The organism is Kitasatospora sp. NBC_00070, from assembly GCF_045041205.1.
Taxonomy (GTDB): domain Bacteria; phylum Actinomycetota; class Actinomycetes; order Streptomycetales; family Streptomycetaceae; genus Kitasatospora.
Genome location: NZ_CP108248.1, coordinates 743,230 through 764,519 on the forward strand (window position 1 = coordinate 743,230; position 21,290 = coordinate 764,519).

General features: G+C 67.7%; 15 protein-coding genes and 4 pseudogenes. 13 read left to right on the top strand and 6 right to left on the bottom strand.

Annotated elements, in window-relative coordinates:
- Positions 1 to 392 precede the first annotated feature (392 nt).
- The gene (locus OHV05_RS38245) at positions 393 to 755 is read left to right on the top strand and encodes a hypothetical protein (RefSeq protein ID WP_405021740.1); all 363 of its coding nucleotides are present in this window, start codon (positions 393 to 395) and stop codon (positions 753 to 755) included.
- A 135-nt stretch (positions 756 to 890) separates the two neighbouring features.
- Here OHV05_RS38245 and OHV05_RS38250 read toward each other — a convergent pair whose 3' ends face one another.
- A complete protein-coding gene (locus tag OHV05_RS38250) occupies positions 891 to 3,173 on the bottom strand; it encodes a hypothetical protein (protein ID WP_331731106.1) in 2,283 nt (760 codons plus the stop codon).
- A gap of 367 nt (positions 3,174 to 3,540) precedes the next feature.
- Between OHV05_RS38250 and OHV05_RS38255 the strand changes: the two are divergent.
- The 6 genes and pseudogenes from OHV05_RS38255 (at position 3,541) to OHV05_RS38280 (ending at position 7,993) form a co-directional block, all read left to right on the top strand.
- Positions 3,541 to 4,172: pseudogene (locus OHV05_RS38255) on the top strand (transposase family protein).
- A gap of 16 nt (positions 4,173 to 4,188) precedes the next feature.
- Positions 4,189 to 4,302 (top strand): annotated as a pseudogene (locus OHV05_RS38260) (RNA-directed DNA polymerase); the annotation flags it as partial.
- Positions 4,303 to 4,371: 69 nt separating this feature from the next.
- Positions 4,372 to 4,680: a transposase gene (locus OHV05_RS38265; protein WP_331730085.1), complete on the top strand. Its 309-nt coding sequence runs from the start codon at positions 4,372 to 4,374 to the stop codon at positions 4,678 to 4,680.
- On the top strand, positions 4,677 to 5,594 hold the full coding sequence (locus tag OHV05_RS38270) for an IS3 family transposase (protein ID WP_331730083.1): 918 nt from the start codon (positions 4,677 to 4,679) through the stop codon (positions 5,592 to 5,594). The genes OHV05_RS38265 and OHV05_RS38270 overlap by 4 nt, the downstream gene beginning before the upstream one ends.
- Before the next feature lie 185 nt (positions 5,595 to 5,779).
- Positions 5,780 to 6,448: a hypothetical protein gene (locus OHV05_RS38275; RefSeq protein WP_331731112.1), complete on the top strand. Its 669-nt coding sequence runs from the start codon at positions 5,780 to 5,782 to the stop codon at positions 6,446 to 6,448.
- Positions 6,449 to 6,802: 354 nt separating this feature from the next.
- Entirely contained in the window at positions 6,803 to 7,993 is a 1,191-nt protein-coding gene (locus OHV05_RS38280) for an ISAs1 family transposase (protein ID WP_331730075.1), read from the top strand.
- A gap of 174 nt (positions 7,994 to 8,167) precedes the next feature.
- Here the strand turns inward: OHV05_RS38280 and OHV05_RS38285 are convergent, their stop codons facing one another.
- From OHV05_RS38285 to OHV05_RS38300, 4 genes are all read right to left on the bottom strand, one after another.
- Entirely contained in the window at positions 8,168 to 8,662 is a 495-nt protein-coding gene (locus OHV05_RS38285) for a hypothetical protein (protein ID WP_331731114.1), read from the bottom strand.
- 99 nt (positions 8,663 to 8,761) lie between these two features.
- Positions 8,762 to 8,989: a hypothetical protein gene (locus OHV05_RS38290; RefSeq protein ID WP_331731116.1), complete on the bottom strand. Its 228-nt coding sequence runs from the start codon at positions 8,987 to 8,989 to the stop codon at positions 8,762 to 8,764.
- Positions 8,990 to 9,749: 760 nt separating this feature from the next.
- Positions 9,750 to 11,117 (bottom strand): hypothetical protein, encoded by a 1,368-nt coding sequence (locus tag OHV05_RS38295; RefSeq protein WP_405021741.1) that lies wholly within the window; start codon positions 11,115 to 11,117, stop codon positions 9,750 to 9,752.
- 427 nt (positions 11,118 to 11,544) lie between these two features.
- Entirely contained in the window at positions 11,545 to 13,152 is a 1,608-nt protein-coding gene (locus OHV05_RS38300; protein ID WP_405021742.1) for a hypothetical protein, read from the bottom strand.
- A 364-nt stretch (positions 13,153 to 13,516) separates the two neighbouring features.
- On the opposite strand from OHV05_RS38300, the pseudogene OHV05_RS38305 reads away from it, so the two are divergent.
- From OHV05_RS38305 to OHV05_RS38330, 6 genes and pseudogenes are all read left to right on the top strand, one after another.
- Positions 13,517 to 13,633: pseudogene (locus OHV05_RS38305) on the top strand (GIY-YIG nuclease family protein); the annotation flags it as partial.
- A gap of 41 nt (positions 13,634 to 13,674) precedes the next feature.
- A pseudogene (locus OHV05_RS38310) lies at positions 13,675 to 14,283 on the top strand (GIY-YIG nuclease family protein); the annotation flags it as partial.
- The gene (locus tag OHV05_RS38315) at positions 14,280 to 14,711 is read left to right on the top strand and encodes a helix-turn-helix domain-containing protein (RefSeq protein WP_331731127.1); all 432 of its coding nucleotides are present in this window, start codon (positions 14,280 to 14,282) and stop codon (positions 14,709 to 14,711) included. The pseudogene OHV05_RS38310 and the gene OHV05_RS38315, both read left to right, overlap by 4 nt.
- A 174-nt stretch (positions 14,712 to 14,885) precedes the next feature.
- Positions 14,886 to 15,446: a Uma2 family endonuclease gene (locus OHV05_RS38320; RefSeq protein ID WP_331731129.1), complete on the top strand. Its 561-nt coding sequence runs from the start codon at positions 14,886 to 14,888 to the stop codon at positions 15,444 to 15,446.
- A 203-nt stretch (positions 15,447 to 15,649) separates the two neighbouring features.
- Entirely contained in the window at positions 15,650 to 17,455 is a 1,806-nt protein-coding gene (locus tag OHV05_RS38325) for a helix-turn-helix transcriptional regulator (RefSeq protein WP_331731132.1), read from the top strand.
- Between the two features lies 1 nt (position 17,456).
- The gene (locus OHV05_RS38330) at positions 17,457 to 18,077 is read left to right on the top strand and encodes a hypothetical protein (protein ID WP_331731135.1); all 621 of its coding nucleotides are present in this window, start codon (positions 17,457 to 17,459) and stop codon (positions 18,075 to 18,077) included.
- A 689-nt stretch (positions 18,078 to 18,766) separates the two neighbouring features.
- Here OHV05_RS38330 and OHV05_RS38335 read toward each other — a convergent pair.
- Entirely contained in the window at positions 18,767 to 21,214 is a 2,448-nt protein-coding gene (locus OHV05_RS38335; protein WP_331731137.1) for a glycine-rich protein, read from the bottom strand.
- Between the last annotated feature and the right edge of the window lie 76 nt (positions 21,215 to 21,290).

Below are 21,290 nucleotides of genomic sequence, written 5' to 3' on the forward strand. Positions count from 1 at the left end.
TTTCTCGAATTCGCCAGGGCATCCGAGAGGGTAGCCGAACGATTTCCCGGAAGAATTTAGATCATTTCCCGGATGGTGAGTCGGAGGAATTCTTGGGGTAGTTGTCCGGCCGTTTTCGGTGAGAATCCAGGCCAGTGTGTCCGGCTGGCGGTACTGTACCGTCGCCGGTGCAGGGACAGGGGGTAGGCGGATGCCAGCGCGCGCGGGCGCTCCGGTGGCGGGACCTGGCCGCTCCGGCGGTGGGTTCTGGCGAGCTGGTTCCCCTGGGGAACCTCTTCCCCGAACCTGCCTCAGGCCACGCTGCCAAGCTCGTAGCCTCAGGGGCCGAAGCGACCCGCTGGCCGGCCGCGCGGGTGTCGGTGCGGCCGGACGGCAAGACACGGATCACCGCTGTGAAGGACGTCCGGTGGCCCGGCCGGTGGACCGCCTACGACCCGATGGCCGGCGGCTTCGACAGCGGCGCGTACGTGTTCATCCAGAGCGATACCCACCCCGGACCGCTCCACCATCCGAACTGGACCACCACTGCGCCCTGGGGAACCGCCGGCCCGCCGCCCTCCGGAACCCCCGCAGCCATCGGCACGACCACCGGCGCACCGGCCAAGGAGCCATCCGTCGAGGAGCTGACCGAGATCGTCAACAAGATCACGGCCTCCATCCGCGCCGCGAGGGGGCCCGGGGAAGACCTGCGATCACGGGAACTCCAGGCCATCCCCCTGCTCGCTCACGAGATCCTCAGCAACGCGCGCCGCTGACGCCGGCCCCCGGGTGGGCGGGGATCCGGCCGCCGGCAGGGAGGGGGCTGGCGCTGCCCGCTTGGTGCTGTCACGTTCATGAGGCTGACCGATATCAACGTGTCCGGAGTGGAACAGGCTCAGCAGGCCGGGTGGTCATGTGTTTCGGCCGTATTGGGGGGTGGCCCTGCACTGTGCGAGCCGCAGGGCTTGCTTGAGGAGTTTGAGGTCGATGCCGTCTCCGTCGTGGATGTTCAGGTCGTTGGTCCGCAGGCGGCTTGCCCTGCGGTGCAGACTGAGTGTCGCCCTGGTGAATGTCGCGCCGTTGACGGGGGCCATGTCGGTGAGGGCTTGGAGAGCGGGCGAGGTGAGCGCGGCGGCTGGTGGAAGGATGAGGACGGGGATTCCTGCCAGGCTTGGGTGGAAGAAGAATTCCCTGTCCGGACTGTCGGTTTTGTTTCGGGTTTGTATTCTGAGCTGCTCGAGTTCGTGTGTGCTGAATTTGCTCGCGGCCCGGGCCAGTGCGTCTGTCAGTTGGCCGATCACTCCTCCTGGGAGGGAGAGGGCATTGTCATAGTTCCTCATGACAGTCTGGAGCCTGGTAGCGGAGAGGTTTTTGGCGGCGTGTATGGCGTTGATCAGGGTTGCGATGTCCCAGGGCCAGGCTGATTGCAGGGGCTGTGTCAGGGCCCGGATCCCGGCGGTATCCCCGCGGCCGAGGACGCCGTTCATGAAGTCGTCGAGGCCAAGGTCGCTGGTGCCGGTGTTCTCGGTCGCGTACTGCGCGAGGGCGCGGGCCACGGCGGTGGGAAGGCCGGACCGTGGGGGGTCTTTCGGCGTGGACCTCGGGGGCACGGTTCCCGGGGTGACAGGGTTTTTCCGTGCGGTCTTCCTGGCGTTCTCAGCGCCCCGCCGAGCCGGGGGGCGTGAGGCACGCGCGGGGCTGGCCGCTGGCGTGCCGGGCGGGGGAGGTGGCGGGGGCTCGTCCCCCGCCCCGGGCGCGGCCGGGCTCGAACCCGGGGGCACCATGACGGCCTCCCCGGCGGCGAAGGTCAGGCCTGGCTTGCTCCCGACCGGGTCGGTCGCCTTCGTCCTGGCTTCCCTCCGCTGCCCCGCCCGTGCCCGCCGGTCCTCCTTCCCCGTCCATCCCGAAGGGTCTTGGAGAGCTGGAGCGAAGCCGTCGGCCCACACGGCTTCCTCCGGCTCCGTGTCGATGGCGACCCATTCTCCCTCGGGTTCCTGGCCTGTGGGGGCCGGCCCCTTGAAATATCTGGTTCTCCCCAGCTTGTCCACCCCGGACCATGTCCTCTTCGCGAGGGTCGGGTGATCGCCTTGTTTCCAGGCTGGCCGGATGTTCTGAATGGGCGGAGTGTCATCGTTTTCATCGGACGCGTGACTGAAGTCGATCGCCGGAGGTTCGGGCTTTTCTGACGCGGGAAGGACCGGCGACGTCCTCACCTTTCCCGGAGCCCGGAGTTGCAAGTCGTTTTTGTAGGAATCTACCAGCTGGCTGATATACTTGAGGCCGGCGGCCCGGGTTATTGGATCACTGCAGGTGGCCTTTATTTCCTTCAGTACTTCCTGGGGTGGCTTTGTTGATTCCTTATTGGCGTGCCTGTATGCGGCGAGGATCCGTGAATCCGTGTACGGGAGGCTCGTGGTGCTGTCCGATGCCGTTGACGTTGTGGGAGTGACTGCGGCCGCTGTGGTGCCGGACACCGGAGTGGCCCCCGGTGAGCGATCAGGGGGTTTGGGGGACCAGGATGACTGGGCATTGGGTGGTTGGGGTGATTGGCTGTACTCCAGGGCGCCTTCCCTCGCCCGCCACCACCAGTCCTTCCCGTCTATCAGCCATGTTTTCTCGGCTCCGAGGTAGCGTGACCACGTCGCGTCCGCTCCCGGGCGTCCCTCGCTGTAGGTGTACTCGCGGTACCCGTCGGCGAGACGCTGCCACCAGTGGTTCACCGGGCCTTGTGTGGCCTCGCTGGGGGGCTTGATGGAACTCCAGCCTTTGGCGGGTTTGCCGGCCGAGGCAAGCTTGCCGGAGACCGCGATGGAGTGGGGTTCGGGTTTCTCGTCATCGGTCCATCTGATTGTCACGTCGCCATAGTGCAGGGACCCCACAAGCACCGAGCCGTCGGCCAGGCGCGCTATTTTGGCGACCGCCAACCAGCTGGCAAGAGCCCCACTGAGTCGACCGAGATATTCTTCATCATCGCTTTCGGCCACTTCCCTGGCCAACTCTACGAATGTGCTGCAAGTGCCAGGGTAATCATTGAAGCACTTCTCGAGAGCCACGGTAAACATAGTGAGATTTATGCGCCAGTCGCCCACCTTGTAAAAGTCGCTCAGCAGAGTCGTATCGAGCTCGCTAGATTCCTTTTCAGGAAGCCTGGAAAACTTCTTCCACACCGTTGATGCCGCATCCGCGTCTACCATCCGGGCCTCCTAGATCAACAACCCAAATCGAGACTCCAAGAGTAAATCCTTACGGCAGCAGCCCGAGACCAGCCAAATCGATGCTGCGCCAATGGGCAAAGAAGTGTTCACCCTGAGGGTTATTCACAAGCTTCCAGGCATCGCTGCCGTCCTTGATCAACAGCAACGACCCCGCTCTGTAGTCTGACGAGTTCTCACACAACATCGGACTGCACACAGGGCGGGGTCGTTGAGCTGGAAGGTTACAACCGGGCTGGATGCGGAGCAATTGACCGAGCTGGTGGCCCGGATACACGCCGTGCCGGGCGTCGACGGCCTTCGCTCGCGGGGACGCCCGTTTGTGCTCGGGATGTACAAGTCGGTGGTGATGGTGCTGTTCCTGCTGCGGCAGAACCCGGTCCAGCAGGCGGCGGCGGAGCTGTTCGGCTGCAGCCAGTCCACCGTCTCGCGTCGCCTCGCGCTGCTCGGGCCTTTGCTGGAGCAGGTCTTGGCCGGCTTCGTCCCCGACCCGGCCGAGGCGACCGCGGGGCGGGCGGTGCTGGTCGACGGAACCCTGGTCACGACGTGGGACTGGGCCTGCCGGGGCACGGAGTTGTTCAGCGGCAAGCTCCGCGACACCGGCTTCAACCTGCAGATCGCCGCCACGCTGGACGGGGACCTGCTCGCGGTCTCCGCGCCGATGCCGGGGTCGTGGCACGACGCCCACGCCTGGCGGGAGTCGGGCCTGCCGGAGACTCTCGCCGACCGCGACATAGTCGGTGACCTCGGCTATCTCGGCCTGGGCCTGCTCACCGGCCACCGCAAGCCGCCCGGCCACTCTCTGAAGCACACAAGGCCTTCAACAGGGATCTCTCCGCGCTACGGTCCGCCGTCGAACGAGCCATCGCCCATCTGAAGGACTGGAAGATCCCCGCCACCCGCTACCGGGGCCCGCTCACCGCCTTCCCCAAAATCGTGAAGACCGTCACCGCACTCGCCTTCTTCCGAATGGCGTGGTGAGCCTTGTGAATAACCCTCCTGGACCGGGACTTCCTGGTTCGTCGAAGGGGACATCGCCGACTGCTTCGGCAGCCTGGACCACCAGGTCCTGCTGTCGATCCTCGGCGAGAAGATCCGTGACCAGCGGTTCTGAGGTTCCCCCGAGATGCGGAAGGCGCTGACAGCGGGTCAGATGGGACTCATGAGAGGACCGCTGACCATGGCTGCACCCCGGAAATACTCGTTGGAGTTGCGTGAGCGTGCGGTGCGGATGTATCGCACCGCCGAGCCGAAGCCCCAGATCAAGAAGCTGGCTGTCGACCTCGGCGTGCATCCCGAGGCTCTGCGCGGCTGGATCCGTCAGGCTGAAGCGGACGCCGGCGAACGCGACGACCGGCTGACCACCGACGAGCGTGCCGAACTCGCCGCCCTGCGCAAGGAGAACGTGCAGCTCAAGCGGGCCAACGACGTCCTGCGGACGGCCTCGGCGTTTTTCGCGGCGCAACTCGACCCGACCCGGCCCAGGTGACGGCGCTCGTTGACGAGCACCCCCGCCTGGGAGTCGAGTGCGTACTTCGGGAACTGCACATCCCCTCCACCACCTACTACCGGTGGCGCCGCGCCGAGAAGGAGCCGTGCGAACGGCGGCGCCGCGATGTCGAGCTGACCGGGAGGATCAAGGAGATTCACGCGGAGTCCGGCGGCAACTACGGCTCGCCACGCGTGCACGCCACCCTCAGACGCGAGGGCACCCAGGTGGGCCGCAAGCGGGTCGAGCGCCTGATGCGCGAAGCCGACATCGCCGGCATGAGCCCACGCCGCAAGGGCTTCACGCGCCGCGATCCGAAGGCCACCCTGGCCCCGGACCTGGTGAACCGGGACTTCACAGCCCAGGCGCCGAACCGGTTGTGGGTCACCGACCTGACGATGATCTCGACCAGCGAGGGCCCGCTGTGGCTCTCAGCGATCCGCGACGCCTTCTCCCGCCGCGTCGTCGCCTGGGAGACCTCAGCCCGCGCGGATGCCGACCTGGTCCTGACGACGCTGGAGTACGCACTCGCCAGTCGCGAGATCGAGCCGGGCAAGCTCATTCATCATGCCGATCACGGCTGCCAATACACATCCATCAAGCTGACAACCCGTCTACTACGGGCAGGAGTTGATGCTTCCATGGGCTCCATCGGGGACTCCTACGATAACGCCCTCGCGGAAAATCTGTGGATGCTGATCAAGACCGAGTGCGTGCGCGGGCGCGTCTTCGCCACACGTGCCGAGGCGAACCTCGCGCTCTTCGAGTACCTCGACGGCTTCTACAACAGCCGGCGCATCCAGAAACGACTCGGCTACCTCAGCCCCATCGAGTTCGAAGAGAAGCACTACGCCGACCAGGCGACGGCCGAACAAGCGAACCTGAACACCCGTCACCCCATCCTGACCAGCTGATCAGCGACACCCGCACAACGGGGGAACCTCAGGGGGCACTGGAGTCCCTGACGAAGCACGGCGCGGCCGCCCGTCGGGCTATTGACCAGTGGGTGGACGCCTACGAGGCCCCCACGGGCGCACCGGGGCACGGCGTGTCAGGCGGCGTCCAGGGCGGGCCGACGTCTTCCAGGCGTCGGAAGGCAATGGACAGTACGTTCTCCGCGGACGGGGGTGGGACCCGTCCGCGCGGCGGCAGCGCACCTGAGGCGGAGGAGAAGAAGGCCCGCGACGCGCGGCCGGCGCGCTTCTACCGGAACGGTTCGGCCCTTGTGTACGACGACGGACGTCGCGTCGGTCCCGCCCACCACGAAGGACAGCCACTGGTGCTCGACGAAGCGGGGTATGTGGGCGTCATACAGATGGGCACCCACCGAAGGATGCAGCACTCCCAGCAGCCGATCAGTGGGAGCAGACTCATAGAGGACCTCTCCATGGGGCCCGACAGAGCGATCGTCGACCGGGTCTCCAAACGTTCAGGAGGCGGTTTCGACATCACCTGGCTCGGCTTTACCCGCCTGCAGAGCGTCTGGGATCAGGGGACCGGTGGCGAGCTCCTCTATCGCGGGCAGGCCCTCACCTACACCCGGGAACAGCGCACCGTCTTGTGGGACAACGACAGACGGCTGCGCGTCGTGGTTGATGGCGTCGATCACCACATCATGGATCCCCAGACGGGGGAGTCCTTCGAATTCGACCCTCGGTACGGCCAGGACAGTGTCTCCGTCAACCGGCGCGAGGCACTGGGCAGCGTCCTCCCGCCCGGCGCCTACCTCGCCGCCATTCCCCAGGCTCCGCCACCCGCACAAGCCTGACCCGACGGCTGTCCGAACACGGACAGGGCCGGCCGGGCAGCCGCCGCTGGCGGTCCAGCGGTCCTGTTGCCTCGGCCCGAATGGCGAGCGGGCCGGCCAGCGCATCGGGCGGGCCGGCTACGGCTCGAGTTCCTGGGCCGAGAACGTGGAATGGGGCGGCTGACAGATACGAATTGGGGCGGGTAGGCTCCCGCCACCACACTGCCGGGGCGGGCCCCACACCCCCAAGGTTTCGGCGTAGTCGCATGACGTCCGGCTTGTGACGATCTGTCGGGTGGGCAGTCCCGGGAAAAAGACAGGCACGGCTTCCAAGATCATGGAGTTCTCGACGCCCCGTGATCCAAGTGGAAGACCGTGCCTGCCGACGCATCATTGCCGATCCCACCTGCCCTTGACCAGCTCCGCGAGCGCCCCGAGGTCGTACCCGAGGAGATCCCGGGGCTGCTGGAACGGCTGGCCGAGGTGCCGGACCCCCGTGACCCACGCGGAGTGCGCCACGCCCTGGCCGTCGTACTGACGCTGACCGCATGCGCCGTGCTGACCGGGGCCACTTCGCTCTTGGCCGTCGGCGAGTGGATCGCCGACGCCCCTGCTCAGGTTCTGGAGTGCCTCGGCATCCGTATCGATCCGCTGCTGCCCACGCGGCTGGTGCCCGTCGAGTCGACGGTCCGCCGGCTCCTGGCCCGCATCGACGGCGACGCGCTGGACCAGGCGGTCGGCCGCTGGCTCGCCGACCGCCGCCCCCAACCGAGCGGTGCCGCCGACCTGCGCGGAGTGTCGGTGGACGGCAAGAGCCTGCGCGGAGCCGCCAAGGCGAAGGGCCGCAGGGTCCACCTCCTGGCAGCCATGGAGCACACCACCGGCCTGGTGCTGGCCCAGCTGGACGTCGGCGAGAAGACCAACGAGATCACCTGCTTCCAACCCCTGCTCGACACCGTCGCAGGCCTCGCCGGGACGGTCGTCACCAGCGACGCGATGCACACCCAGCGCGAGCACGCCGGCTACCTCCTCGGCCGGAAGGCGCACTACATCGTGATCGTCAAGGGCAACCAGAAGAACCTCCGCGAGCAGCTCAAGTCCCTTCCCTGGAAGGACATCCCACTACAGGTCCGCACCAAGGACACCGGTCACGGACGCTTCGAGATCCGCCGCATCAAGGTCGCCACCGTGAACAACCTGCTCTTCCCCGGCGCCCGCCAGGCCATCCAGATCAAGCGCCGCCGCACCGACCGCAAGACCAGCAAGACCACCATCAAGACCGTCTACGCCGTCACCAGCCTGACCGCCGACCAGGCCACCCCGGCCCAGCTCGCGAAGCTGATCCGCGACCACTGGCACATCGAGGCCCTGCACCACGTCAGGGACACCACATTCGCCGAGGACGCCTCCCAGCTCCGCACCGGCAACGCACCGCGCGCGATGGCGACCTGGCGAAACCTCGCCATCGGCGCTCTGAAGCTTGCCGGAGTCACCAACATCGCCGCCGCCCTCCGCCGCAACGCCCGAGACGTCACCCGGCCGCTCGCCCTCCTCGGCCTCACGTGATCACAAACCGGACATCACGCGACTACGCCGAAGCCTTGCCCACACCCCCTGGCGCAGTCGGCGCCTGGCCGAGCAGCAGCCAGGCACCACCGTTGGGCCCCGGGCAGCGCCTGGGGCCCAACGGCGTCTCCCAGGGCGGAACTGCTCCGGCCGTCAGGCCACCCGGTGCCCGGGTCAGACCTCCGCGGGCAGCTTCAAGAACTCGCCGCGCGGCCGGTCCTCCCCGGCCTTCAGGTGCGCGAGGCCGTTGACGAACACGGTGGCGCCGCTGTGGAAACGCACGGTCAGGCCGTACTCGATCGCCGACACCGTCGTGCCCTCGGAGTACGGCTCAACCGCCGCGATCTCCTCGCACCCCGCCGCCGCGATCCCCGCGGCGAGGGCCTGCTCCACCGCCACGGTGCGCACCGGCACGACGGTCAGGTCCGGCATCTGACGTGCCGCCAGAGCCGCACCGGTGACCGGCTGCCCCTCCGCGTTGCCGTACACGTCGCCGGGGGTGGAGACGGCGGTGATCTGCCACCACAGCTGCGCACCGGTGGCCAGTTGCAGGGCGACTCCCAGCGGGTGGGCGGTGTGTCCGACGTCCGCGAGGGCGGCTGCCCGCTGTACGCCGGGCAGGCCGGCGGCGACGTCCACGAGCAGGGTCTGGAAGCGGGTGGGGCGCACGTGTCTCCTCTGTACTGCCACGCGGCACCGCGCCGCCTGGCGAGGCTCAACGTACCGCCGCGCTCGCACACGCCAGCGACCAGCGCGCTGGACCCGACGTCAGGTCTGGTCCGGCGCCTCGGGGGTGCCGTGTCCCAGGGCACGCCGTCCGGTCCGGCCGGGCCCGGCTGCGACCTGGCCGCCGCCGCCGCCGGCCAGCGGGCCGGGGCCGACGGTTCCCCAGAGCTGCTCGGCGGGGAGCCGACGGGCGCCGACGGTGGCGGCGACCTGGTCGTCGGCGGGAGTGGTGGGTCGGGCGGTCAGTGGCCGGCGCGGCGTGGTGCTCATCCTGCTGACGCTACCGGCCCGACGGACCGTCACCAGCCACCCACCGGACCGCCCCTGACGACCCGTGCGGCGGGCCGCCGCCGGTCCCGCCCGCAGGCCTGCCCGGGCCGGGACCTACGATGCCGATCGTGGATCAGAATTCCGACACGTGGGGAAACAAGGAAGCCAGCTTGGCACCGGCCTGCCCGGAGTGCGGCACCGCGCTGCGCACCGGCGGTCCGGGGCGCCGCCCGGTCTTCTGCAGCCGGTCGTGCTCGGCGAAGGCGTACCGCCGGCGGCGCAGCGAGAAGCACCAGGACGCGGTCGCCGACGCCCTTGTTTCGACACGTGCCGAAATCCCCGCCGTCGCGGAGTCCGGCCGGCAGGAGTTGCTGGACCTGGCCGCCGCCGTGCAGCGCACCGCCGCCCGCTTCCTCGAAAGCCTTGAGGTAGCCGCCCGTGGCGAGGGTGGGCGTGGGAGACCTGTGGTGGAGCGGTGTGCGGGGGAGCGCCTGGAGTGGTGCTGTGGTGGGTGTCTGGCTGTTTTCGTCCTGCGGTGGTTGGGGTGGGGTTCCTGGGGTGGGTGGTTGTGGTGCGGGGGCCCCGGTGTCCGGGTGGTGGCGTGGTGTGTGCGGGGCCACCGCCCGGACACCCCGGTGGGGGTGCTGTCCAGCTCCTTGTCACCGGACAGTGATCTTCACGGCTGTCCGGTGGCGGGGGCAAGCACCCACGCGGGTAGGGGAGCACATCTCCGATGGGCCATCGAGGTGATGGTCTGGCATCACGACGGAAGTTTGGCGTTCAGGGCCTTGACCCCGGCGGGGGCCGAGGCGATGAACTCGGCGTACTGGTCACCTGGCAGGTACTCGCGGATCCGGGCGAGTAGCGCCAGGCAGCCCGGCTCGTTCCTCAGACCGTAAGTGGTGAAGTACGGCAGTCCACGTTCGGTGAGGATCCATTCCTGGACAGCCGCCCGTCCAAGGAATTCGTTGATCTTCTCCAGTTCGAACTTGAAGACAACTCCGGCCTCTGCCGCTCGCCCTGTCGCGACATGACCGCATTCATGCCACACCACACCCTTTCCTTTGGCGGTGGACAGCTCCTTCTGGTCGAGCAGAATCGTGCCGATCTGGATCCGCTCCAGAAGCTTCTTGTAAAAGACGGGCTGAGGGGCGGAATACTTTTCCGGATGGTATGTGGCAAGCATTACACCCCTGAAGTATTTCACTTTCTGTGCCGTCATCAAGGCGACGGCGCAGTTCAAGTTTCCCATGCCGGCGTTCCCCGGAACGACAAGGATCTGCGTGGGGGAGGCGGTTACTCCAGCCATCGAGACCAAGGCGTATGCCGCATTGTCCCAGTCTTCGTTGAACCCCGGGTAACCGTCGGGGCTGTCAGTGAAATCGATCTTGTCGGTCACCTCGATCTTCGACGGCCTTGATGCAGCCGCCGTCTTCTCCTCCCCGCCACCACTGGCGGCACCCTTGGTGCCAGCGGTGGCGGGCCCGCGCAGCCAGTTGTCCAGGGCATCGGCGCTCCACCGTTCGATCGGCTGCCGCTCGGCCTGGGCGAGTCCCGTCTCGTAGAGGTAGACCGTCGCCTCCCCCAGGGATCGCTCGAACCAGCCCGATGGCACACCTTTCCTGCTGACGGGTTTGACCCGTCCAAGGAGCGGCTTCGGCGTACGTGTTCCGCCTTTGACTTCCTCCGGGTGCGCTTCGACCCATTCTTGGAGGGAATTCCTGGACCAGGAGGAAATGGGCAGCCTGGCAGGGTTTGTATTTCCGGCGTAGGCGAAGACGTCCCCGGCCTTTGACTTCCGCTGGAACCAGCCGGCGTGATTGCTTACGGGTTCCGGGGCGTATGCGCGGGCCAGAACCCACAGTGCCTCGTAGACCGCCGACGCGTCGCCGGGGTCAAGACGCTCCTCGGAGATCAGATCAGCTTTCAGGCTGAACAGGTTGTTGGGGGCACTCTCCCCGTCGTTGAGCGGGGCGAACACATCGGGCCCCAGCCCGCCGAGATGCTCGTACTTTTCGATCGCCCAAGCGATCACCCGGTCGAAGTCCCGCTCACCCGAGGGGAACCCGTCGATGGCGGTGTAATTGTTTTGCAGTCCCCATAGAAGGAGATCGTGATCGGCGAGCATCGGTGCAGCCTCCTTGGGCGGTATCCCAGTCCGGGACGTCATCCTCAATCCTCGGATACAGTCGCGATACGTGCTCAGCGGCCCCGCCCCCCGCAGCACGGTTTGCGGCCGTCCGGCGTCATCGCGACGCCGAAGCAACCGGATGAGTCTCTGACCAACCCACGATCAAGTCCCTGACCTGCGGTGACGGGAGGTAGAGGCCGCACCTTGTGCATCGGCCGCGCTGACGGACTGCCAGGGGGGCCTGGGTGAACCTGTCCTCCAGCTCCAGCTTGTTCCGCCTGGCCGCACGCGTGGGCCGGTGTTTGTCACCGCCTCCAACCGGGTCAAGCCAAGGCGCCCGGAGCCGGCGGAAGTGCCTCGTGTGGGCGGCTACGGGTGCCTGTACCTGACCCGGCCTGGAGCCGCGCCGCTGGAAAGGCTCATTCTATGATTTATGCGCAGCATAGCAAGCTTGAGGCTGAAAACCCTTCTCTCCCCAGGTAGCGGCGATCCGCTTCCCGCCAAGCGGATTGTAGTAGAGAACTTTGAGCCTGCCTGCGCTGGATTTCTGATATCCGTAAGCTACGATCCAGTGGGCATTGTCGCCGGACATGTAAAGACCGCCGGAGTCTATGGCCGAGATCAGAGCTTCCGGGGTTGGGGCGGTTGCATCTAGTGCTACGCCGCTGATTTCATCCAGTCCGTCGCATGCATCGGTCACGGGAGTTCCCCAAGTCCCCCAGAGTCCTTTGAGTGCCTGGTCGGCACCGTAGTCTCCCTCGAGCGCCGCGTCGCTCATGCGTGAATAGACATCGGCCCATTTCTCGCTGGAGGTTTTCCGGTACTTCCGGTACTGTGCGACATAAAATTTCGGCTCTTCGTCGCTGGTTAGCTTCTGCTTTTCATTCGCCATCGCGAACCGGTGGGCGAACTCGGCGGGAGTGGTGTCATCTCCTCCGCCCAGTGACCGGACTGCCGTGGCGGCAGCGGCTGCGTAGCACATTCCAAGCTCAAGGGGGCCTTGGGGTACCGCTTTTTCTGAGCGCCAACCCCTGCTGACAAGCCTCTTCCCCCAGGTTTCTTCCGGTTTGGGAACTTCTTGCTCGGCGCTTTTGACATTGACGAGACCGCCCCAGCCACATGTAGGGCAGCGCAGGGGGTCCTTCGCGCACCCTGGTGCTGCGTGTTGGCAGTCAACGTGGATGAACGGCTGATTCCCGTGGACGGCTGATTCCCCCCAAGCGCATCGCATCACATCGCCGTCCGCAAAATCCGACAGTTCCAGTTCTAGCGTGCACGCTACACAGATTTGCTCCGCTGCTGAGCCGACTGTATCCGGTGCTGTCATCGGCCGTGTACTCGGGCGCTCCTTGGGTTCGGTTATGGTAGTGGCCACTGTTGGTTCCGGAGCGACCTGCGATATTACTCTTCCTTCGGCCTGAAGTTCCTGGGCGGTGAACCACCCGTCAATCCCATCCTCCGTTCTGCTGTAGTAGGCGGTCCTCTTCCTGTCCAAGGCGATGAACCTGGTCCATTCGCTGGCGCTGGTTTGATTGGGCTCAGGGCGCGAGAGGAGTGGAATAAATCTCCCATACGGAGTTGAACTGAAATGATGCAGATCATCCACGTATTTATAGTAAGCGAATTTTGTTCCGGCTCGCTCAGGATCGGCGAAAACTCCTTCTGGCTGGCGTTTCTCTTCCCGTTTTCCTTGCCTGCCTGACTGCGTTCCCGGGCGAGGCTCTGATGCGGCTCGCGCGTGGTTAGACTTCCAGGCCTGCTCTGCTTCAAGCATCACATGCGCGAAGATGGCAAACTCGTCGCCACGAATGTGCGGATATGAATCCTGGATCTCCAGCAGAAGAGAGGGGAGGTTATTATTTGTCCGTACCTCGCCTGTGCACTCCTTCATGACCTCACTACTTTCGCCGAACTCTCCGATTGCCCATTCTGTCAGACCTCGTGCGGTTCTTCCTCCAATGCAGGACCTGATAATCTCTGACTTTCGATCGTGCAGGGCATCGAGAAGCTGACCGTGGTCGCTGATAGGCATTCCCCGTCTCCTTCTTCAGTCGCGCTTTGCCTGTTCCATCTTCCCCTGAGATTCTATGATGTGCCATGATGCAGGCATCCTGATGCCCCTTCGGGGACCTTTATCTGCCCGCTTCTGACTCCTGGCCTTGGGTTGCAGATTGACGTCATACGGGTAGGGACTTACCTCGATCGTTCGTGGCGGTTTGTCGGTTCATCTGGCGGGCCGTTTCGGCTTGTCGGGGCGGTGGCGGCCAGGCTGGTGGCCGGGCTGCCGCCGTCGGGTGAGCGCCGGTTCCTCGGCTCGGGTCTGTCCAGTGAACGGCTCTGTCTCCATCCGGTGGTAACGGTGAGCCGCTGAGCCGGTACACCGTGGGGGTGGGCGAGTGGAGCCCGAGCAGGAGTACGTCTACCTGAGCGTCGCCGACGACCAGAAGACGATGAAGATCGGTCGCAGCACCAACCCGAAGGCCCGCCTCGCAGCCCTGCAGGCAGGCTCCCCGGTGCTGCTCAAGATCGCCGTGACCTTCCCCGGCGGCCCCGGCTCGAGCGCCACCTCCACCAACACTTCGCTCGCTTGCGAGTGCACGGCGAGTGGTTCTCCTTCCCGCACGACAACCCGGTCGCAGCGGTCACCGACGCAGTCGGCACCTACCAGCTGCCCCCAGGCATGGTGGACCGAGCCCGCAGTGCCCGTGCCCCGGGCCCACCGCTGCACACCCTGGCCCTCACCGGGGCGGAGTGGGCGACGATCGACTGGCTGCGCTCCCATGGCGGTGCCGGTGCTGCGGTGCGGGCTTCCCCGGCAGCGGTCGCCGAGGATATCCACGCCACTGAGACCACGGCGAAGACCGCGCTGGCCCGGCTGGTGAAGCTGAACACCCTGCTGAAGACGTCGCCGCGCAGCCAGACCTACCAGCTCAACCCGCGCCGGTTCTGGGAGGGCAGCGGTGACGCGCAGGTCCAGGCGTGCCGCAGGCTCGACCCGCCGCCCATCAAGCCGGACGCCAAGGCGCTCACGGCCGCGAAGAAGGCCGCCGACAAGCGCACCGGCAAGACACCGAGCGCGGTGACGGAGCCCGCCGCCGGCTCGGCGTCGCCGCCCAGGCCGCGCCGTGCCAGCCAGACCATGACGACCGGAGGCACCCGATGAGCGCCGCCACCCACAGCCACCACGGATTCGACCCGGACAGCCTCGGGATGCCGCCCGTCTACTCCCTCAACCTGTCCGCCAGCCAGCGCGACATCCTGGAGTGGCTGACCAGCCGCGGCGCCATCTTCGACCCGGTCGTGGCCGGCACGGAGGAGATCGCCGCCGACTGCAGCGTCTCGACCTCCACCGTCTACGAGTCCCTCGCCCGCCTGGAGACCCTGCACCTGGTCGACCACCCCGACCCGGCTCGCTACCGGGTCAACCCCCGCTACTACTTCGCCTCCAACCCCGAGATCCGCCGCCTGGTCGCCGAAGCCCTCGAAGCCCCCCAGATCACTCCGGACGCCCGCGCCGAAGGCCCCCGCAAGCTCGGCAACGTCGCAGCCCGCCGTCGGCGCACTATCCAGGCAGTCCCCGACCAGGAGTAGGCGCCGGCCTCACCCAGCCGCCGGCCCCAGAACAAGAACCGAGCGTTCTGGGGCCGGTTGGACCCGGAGCGGCCTGGCCGCCGCCCGGCTGGCTGGGCCTGACCACATACCGCGAGCCGGTACCGCGATGCTGTCCCTGGCGGGACACTGTGGTTACCGGAGGAGGCGAGAGTAGTGAGCGTTGCGACCGCTGACCACAGCGGGCCCTGGACGTTGGAAGACGTCCTGGCCCTGCCCGAAGACACCCGCCACCGGATCGAGCTGGTCGGGGGCGCGCTGCTGGTGAGCCCCAACCCCGGCGTCCCGCACCAGCGGGCCAGCTCCCGCCTCTGGGCCCTCCTTGATGCCGCCGTCACCGCCTCCGGCGCGCCCTTCGAGGTGCTGGAAGCCGTGAACATCGTGGTCCCCGACGGGCTGCTCATCCCCGACCTGGTGGTCGCCGACGCGACCGCGGCCGCCGAGGCCGGCGTCACGCTCAGCGCCCACGACATCGTGGTGGCCATCGAGATCGCCTCGCCCTCCACCCGGGTCACCGACAAGAAGATGAAGCCCGCCCTGTACGCGGCGGCCGGCATCGCGCACTACTGGCGCCTCGAACTCGAACCCGCCCCCCGGCTCTACCTCGGCCACCTCGAGCGCGGCACCTACACAGACCGCCTGGTCCAGGTCGGCGAGCGAACCGCCCTCACCGAGCCGTTCCCCCTCGACCTCGACCCCGCCGCACTGCGCCGGTAGACCAGGTCGCTCGCACGCCGGACCCCTCGGGTGGTTGCCCGAGGGATCCGGCGTTTCCAGGCCTGCAGAGCCCTGGCCCGGCCTACCCCAGGCGGGCCTGGGGTGCCCGGCTTCCCGCCCTACCTTCCCCGCACATCACTCAATCCAGTGAACACCCGCAAATTCTATGGAATCTGTCCATGGAATATGGATAGGATGCCCGTATGGCACTCAGTACGTTGGAGACGTTGCGGCTCACGGTTGCCGCCTTGCGGCAGCGAACCGGCGAGAGTCAGGCGCAGCTGGCCGCGAGTATTGACCTGACCCAGGACAAGGTGAGCCGCCGTCAGTCGGGGGCGCAGCCGTGGACGCTGGACGAGGTGGACGCGCTGGCGCGGCACTGGGGCCTGGCGCCGCTGGACCTGCTGGCCGGTCCGACCCACGCGGCGCAGTCCATGACGTGGCCGCCGGGCACCGCGGCACCCCAGCCGCAGCTGGTGCCGGCCACCTTCACCCCGGCGGCGCCCGCGCCCGTCCCGGCCCCGGCCGCTGCTCCGGTGCGGTCGGCCGCCCCGGACGTCGAGCACCAGGTCGTCGTCGCCGAGCAGCCCGCGGCCGCCGCTGTCGTCCAGGTCGCCGACTATGACCGGGGTGCGGACGGGCTGCCGTTGGAGCTCCTCGCCGCGCCGTGTGAGTACTGCGGCCGCCCGGTCCGTCACCGGATCGGCGGCCGCCCGCTGCACCTGGGCGGTTTCTGCGCCCCGGCCGGACCCGCCCCGGCCCCGGCCACACCGGCCGCTGCTGCCGCTCCCGCCCCCGTGGTCACGGAGGCTGCGTCGGCGGTCACGGTTGTTTCCGTGTCGGTCGCGTCGGTCGCTGAACCCACCCCCACAGCGCCGGCGGAACCGGCACCGGCACCGGCACCGGCAGCGGCACCGCCCGCCGCCGCGCCCCGCCATCCCGTCCGCGCGGCGCCCGTCCGGCCCGCTCCGGCCGCCACGCCCGCTCCGGCCGCTGCCACTGCGCGGGGTGAGTACGCGGGGACGGGCCGGGACCTGGGCTACTACCTCGACATGATCACTACGGCGGTGGAGGAGGCGCTGGAGGAGCACGACGGGGACACCGAGGCCGCCTCGGCCGCGTTGGAGAAGAGGGCGATTCCGAACGGAATGGCCCTCTTCGAAGCCACCCGGGTCGGTGCCGCGTACGAGCACACGGTGTATCCGGACCGGCTGGAATTCCTCTCGAAGAAGACCCGCAACGGGGCGGACGAGATCTGGGAGGGGCGTCACAAGTGGGAGAACGCACCCCTCATGGAGGCCGTCCGCAAGGGCGACCCTGCGGAGGTCGCGGTGGACGTCCTGGACACCAACGCCGCCTACTGCAGCGCGCTGAAGACACACCTGCCGATCGGCTCCCTGGTCCATGATCCGAACGGTGGGTTCGATCCGAAGCGCTCCGGTATCTACCTGCTCCCCAAGCGCCCCACCTGGGAACACCCGACCCTGCCCGACCCGATCGGCAACCGCCACGAGAGCGGTCCGGTGCTGCTGGACGGTGCCACCGTCCGCCTGCTGGCCCGCTGCCACAAACTCGGCCTCACCGACGCCCCGCACATCACCGAAGCCTGGACCAGCGGCGCCTCCGAAGGCCTGCTGGAGAAGTTCCGCCGGGTCCTCACCCAGGCCCGCGAGAACGCCATCCACGACGGCGACACGGTCACCGAGAAGTACGTCAAGGCCATCTACGCGAAGTTCGCGTCCACCATCGGCGAATCCACCTTCAACCGGGACATCCGACGGCCCGACTGGATGCACATCATCCGCTCCCAGGCCTTCGCCAACCTCTGGTACAAAGCCCACCGCGCCCACACCGCCGGCCTCACCGTCGTCCGGCTGCGCGGCACCGACGAACTGCACGTCACCGGCGACATCGACTGGCGGACCGTCTTCGCGGAGGGCCGCCTGGCCACGCAGATGAAGCTGAAGGACCAGTACACGCTGCCCACGTCCCGGAAGCGGAGCGCCTGAGGTGTCGACCGACGGTTGGAAGAACTTCGGCCGCTACGGCGCCGACGGTGACCCCGGAAACGTCCACGGATCGATCGGGCTCGCCCGCGCCCTGGAAGACGCCCTGGAGCGGATGGTCATCGAGGGCGGCATCAAGTCCCCCGTCACCACCCGCCGCGGCCTGGGCGCCCGGATGCGGTACCTGCGCACCACCAGGGGCGGCGCCCGGGCGCTGCGTGAGGCCGGCGTCACCGCCACCCCCGCCACCGTCCGGGCCTGGGCCGCCGGCAAGCAGACCCCGCGCCCGGCCACCCGGGAAGCGATCGACACGGCGTACTGGAATCTGCGCGCCGCCAACGTCCTCGCCAACTCGGGTGCGTTCAAGCAGCACCTCAACCGGGCCGGCCGCGGCTCCAGAGTCGAGATCCACCCCGTCAACCAGCAGCCCGTGGACGAGAACCGGCGCCGTGACAACCTCCGCGTCCGGTCCTTCCAGGTCCGCTACGTCTGGGACGACGCCGTCGACGCCCTCACAGGCGGCGACGCGAGCAAGCTCGAGGAGATCTGGGACGACATCATCGCCGACCTCGACAGCGACTACGGCGCCTACCAGTACGTCTCCCACATCGGCCTCGGCGCCTGACATACGGCGGGCGGTCTGCCGTGGGGGTGTCCGGGGTGGTGTCCGGGGTGGTGGCGGGTGTCTGGTGGCGGGTGTGTGGCTGTTTGGTCCTGTGCGGGTTCCGGTCGGTGGTGGGTGTTGGGGTTCCCGGGCTGGTGGTGGTGGTGCGGGAACCCCGGTGTCCGGTGGTGTGCGTGGGTTTTGCCGCCGGGCACCCTGGTGGGGATGCTGTCCAGCTCCGTGCCACCGGATAGTGATCTTCACGCCTGCGCGGGGGTGGGGGCAAGCGCCCACGCCGGGAAGGCAACCGCCGCCTGGCTGGCGGGTACCGTTCGCCGGCTGCGCGCCCCCCGGTGGGGGTGTCGCTGTCAGCGCGTGTCGTTGGGTGAGGTGCCGCGCCCGCCGGGGGCCGGCCGGCCGGCGGGGCCCGCTGTGGGGTGGTGGGTGCCGGTCCCGCCGCCGGGGGGATGGTGGCGGGGCCGGGCTGGGTGTGAGCACACCACGCGGGGATTTACCAGGTCCCCGTGGTGCCAGGGTAGTTGGGGGCGGGGTGGGTGTGGGGTGCCCGGAAGGGCCGCGTCCCGCCTGTTGCCCGAACCCTCGCTGCCTCGGGTGCCGCGCTGGCGGGGGTTGGGGTGTCCACGGGGGTGTGGGTGGGCCCCCGGACACCGGGTGGGTGTCTGGGGGCCGTAGGTGGGGCGTGGGGGTTGTCAGCCGCCTACGTAGGGGTTGTAGGTGAGGGTGATGTTCTGGCGGGCGGTGTTGCCGTTGTTGGTGGCGGTGACGGCGACGGTGACGGTTTCGGACTGGGCCAAGACCCAGCCGGGGGAGTTCTGGGTGGGGTTGCCGTTGCCGTCGAGGGGGCCGTCGTAGGGGATGGGGAGGGTGTTGTTGTTGCGGGCGAGGGTGGCGGTGCCGTTGCCGTTGTTTGTGATGGTGACGAGGTTGCTGCCGCTGCCGGGGCCCTTGTCGTAGGTGACGGTGCCGCTGCCGGGGTTGGTGGTGGCCAGGGTGAGGGTGCTGGCGTAGTTGGACTGGGTGTTGAGGGTGGTGGTGTTGGTGAAGGTGGGGGCGCTGCCGGTCGCGTTGTTGGCCCAGGTGGCCTGGTTGGCGGCGTTGTAGATGACGAGGGTGCCGTCGCTCTGCTGGGTGAGGCGGTTGGCGTTGTTCTTGCTGCCGTTCTCGGACCACAGGAGGCCGTCGTGGCCGCCGGTGTCCTGGCGGATCTGGAGGGTTCCGTCGGTGTTGAAGGTGGCGTAGGCGCCGTTGTTGCCCCAGGTGTTGGTGGCCCAGGTGGCGGTAGCGGGGGTGGTGCTGGTGTTGTAGGTGACGAGGTTGCCGTCGCCGTTGAGGACGGTCTTGTAGTTGCCGGTGGTGATCATGCCGCCGATGGCGAATTTGGTGCCGGGGGTGACGGAGCCGGTTGCCCAGCGGAGGTTGCCGTTGGAGTCGTGGATCTGGCCGGCGGTGGTGGTGGAGTCGAACCGGAAGGTGGAGTTGGCGCCGCCGGTGGTGTCGGGGCCCCAGATCTTGGTGCCGCCGGAGTTGTTGACCCGGAGTTCGCCGTTGCTGGTGAACGAGGCGGTGGCGCCGGGGTTGTTGTAGGTGTTGGAGGCCCAGAGCGCGTTGCTGTAGTTGGGGGTGCCGTCGTTGTTCAGCTTGTAGGCGACGAGGTTGCCGTCACCCTGCATGACCAGACCCACCATCGTGTTGCCGCTGCCGTTGATGGTGCCGGTGCGGTAGACCGTATTGGTGGTGAGGGTGGTGCCGGCGGGGATACCGCCCGCGTTGTAGTTGGCCAGGTCGACCAGCTGACCGCCGCTGTTGCTGGACCACTTGACGGTGCTGTTCTTGGTGATCTGCAGGCCTGTGGTGGGGCTGAGGCTCAGGGTGGCGCCGTTGTTGTCGGCGATGTAGGTGCGCTTGATGACGGTTCCGTCGGCCTTTTTGATGTAGAGGTTGCCGTCGGTGTCGAAGGTGGCGGTGGCGCCGTTGTTGTTGTAGGTGTTGGAGGCCCAGAAGACGGAGCCTGGGGTGCCGTCGCTGTTGACGTTGTAGGCGAGAAGGTTGCCGTCGCCCTGCATCTTCAGCATGGCCATCTTGTTGCCGTTGGCGTTGGTCCCGAAGCTGTAGAGCTGGCCGGTGGTGAGAGGGGTGGCGCTCGTAGGAAGGCCGTTCGGCTGGTAGTTGGGGAGGCTGGAGGCGGTGATGACGATTCGGCCGTGGGTGTTGATGCCCTGGGGTGGGGTGAAGGTGCCGCCGTTTGCTGTGCCGTTGTCGCTCGAGGTGACGCCGTTGACGGGACCGTTGTTGTTGGCTGATCCGTAATGGCTGCTGCCGCCGCCGCCGGAGGTACCCTGTCTGGCGGAACCGCCGCCGTACCAGCCGCCGCCGCCGCCGACGTCACCGTTGGCACCGACGCCAAACCGCCCCGTGTGTTCCCAGTCGAAGCCAGAGCCGCCCTGGGTCTGGTAAGCGCCCCCACCGTCAGTCCAGTAGTCCCACGCATCGGGGTAACCGCCCTCGAGGCCGCCGCCGTAGCCGCCCCATTTGCTGCCGCCGCCGCCGCCGGCCACGACGATCCGGTCATCGAGGGTGTACTGACCCTGGCTGTTGGCTACACGTACATCAGAAGCTCCGCCACCGCCGATGTTGAGGTTGCCGTTGTAGGGGGACCCCGACCCGCCGCCGTTCCAGCCACCTGGTTGTGGTTGGCTGCCGTGGCTGTTTTGGCCGCCGTAGCCGCCGACGTTGACCTGCAGCTGCTGTCCGTTGGTCAGGCCTGACAGGGTGGCGCTCTGCTTACCACCGGGCCCGCCAGTACCGGTAAACCACGGCTGTAGTCCACCGGCCGCGCCGTAGGCGGTGACGGTGGCGCTGGTGACGCCGGAGGGGACGGTGAAGGTCTGCGCCGCGCCGGTGAAGTCGTAGGTGCAGTTGACGGTGCCGTTGGTGTAGACGCAGGGGTCGCCCTGGCTGGGGTCGGCGTGTGCGGTGGTGGCGGCGAGGCCGGCGAAGGCGGTCGCGCCGAAGGACGCGGTGACGGCGATGGCCGTGGTGCGCTTGCGCCAGTGCTTTCCGCGTCCTTGGTGTCCTGTGCTGTGGGTGTGGGTGTAGTGGTTGCTGTGTTCGCGGTGGTGGTGGTTGTGGCTGCTCATGGTCGGCCTCGCTGAGGGTTGGCGGGGCCTGGGGTGGCCCGGCGGCTCTGGTGGGGTGGATTGTTTGGTGTTCTGG

Excerpts from the sequence above, each read along its gene's own strand:
- OHV05_RS38250 (WP_331731106.1), bottom strand. The coding sequence starts at position 3,173 with ATGGTAGACGCGGATGCGGCATCAACGGTGTGGAAGAAGTTTTCCAGG.
- OHV05_RS38265 (WP_331730085.1), top strand. The coding sequence starts at position 4,372 with ATGGCTGCACCCCGGAAATACTCGTTGGAGTTGCGTGAGCGTGCGGTG.
- OHV05_RS38275 (WP_331731112.1), top strand. The coding sequence starts at position 5,780 with ATGGACAGTACGTTCTCCGCGGACGGGGGTGGGACCCGTCCGCGCGGC.
- OHV05_RS38290 (WP_331731116.1), bottom strand. The coding sequence starts at position 8,989 with ATGAGCACCACGCCGCGCCGGCCACTGACCGCCCGACCCACCACTCCC.
- OHV05_RS38295 (WP_405021741.1), bottom strand. The coding sequence starts at position 11,117 with ATGCTCGCCGATCACGATCTCCTTCTATGGGGACTGCAAAACAATTAC.
- OHV05_RS38300 (WP_405021742.1), bottom strand. The coding sequence starts at position 13,152 with ATGCCTATCAGCGACCACGGTCAGCTTCTCGATGCCCTGCACGATCGA.
- OHV05_RS38315 (WP_331731127.1), top strand. The coding sequence starts at position 14,280 with ATGAGCGCCGCCACCCACAGCCACCACGGATTCGACCCGGACAGCCTC.
- OHV05_RS38325 (WP_331731132.1), top strand. The coding sequence starts at position 15,650 with ATGGCACTCAGTACGTTGGAGACGTTGCGGCTCACGGTTGCCGCCTTG.
- OHV05_RS38335 (WP_331731137.1), bottom strand. The coding sequence starts at position 21,214 with ATGAGCAGCCACAACCACCACCACCGCGAACACAGCAACCACTACACC.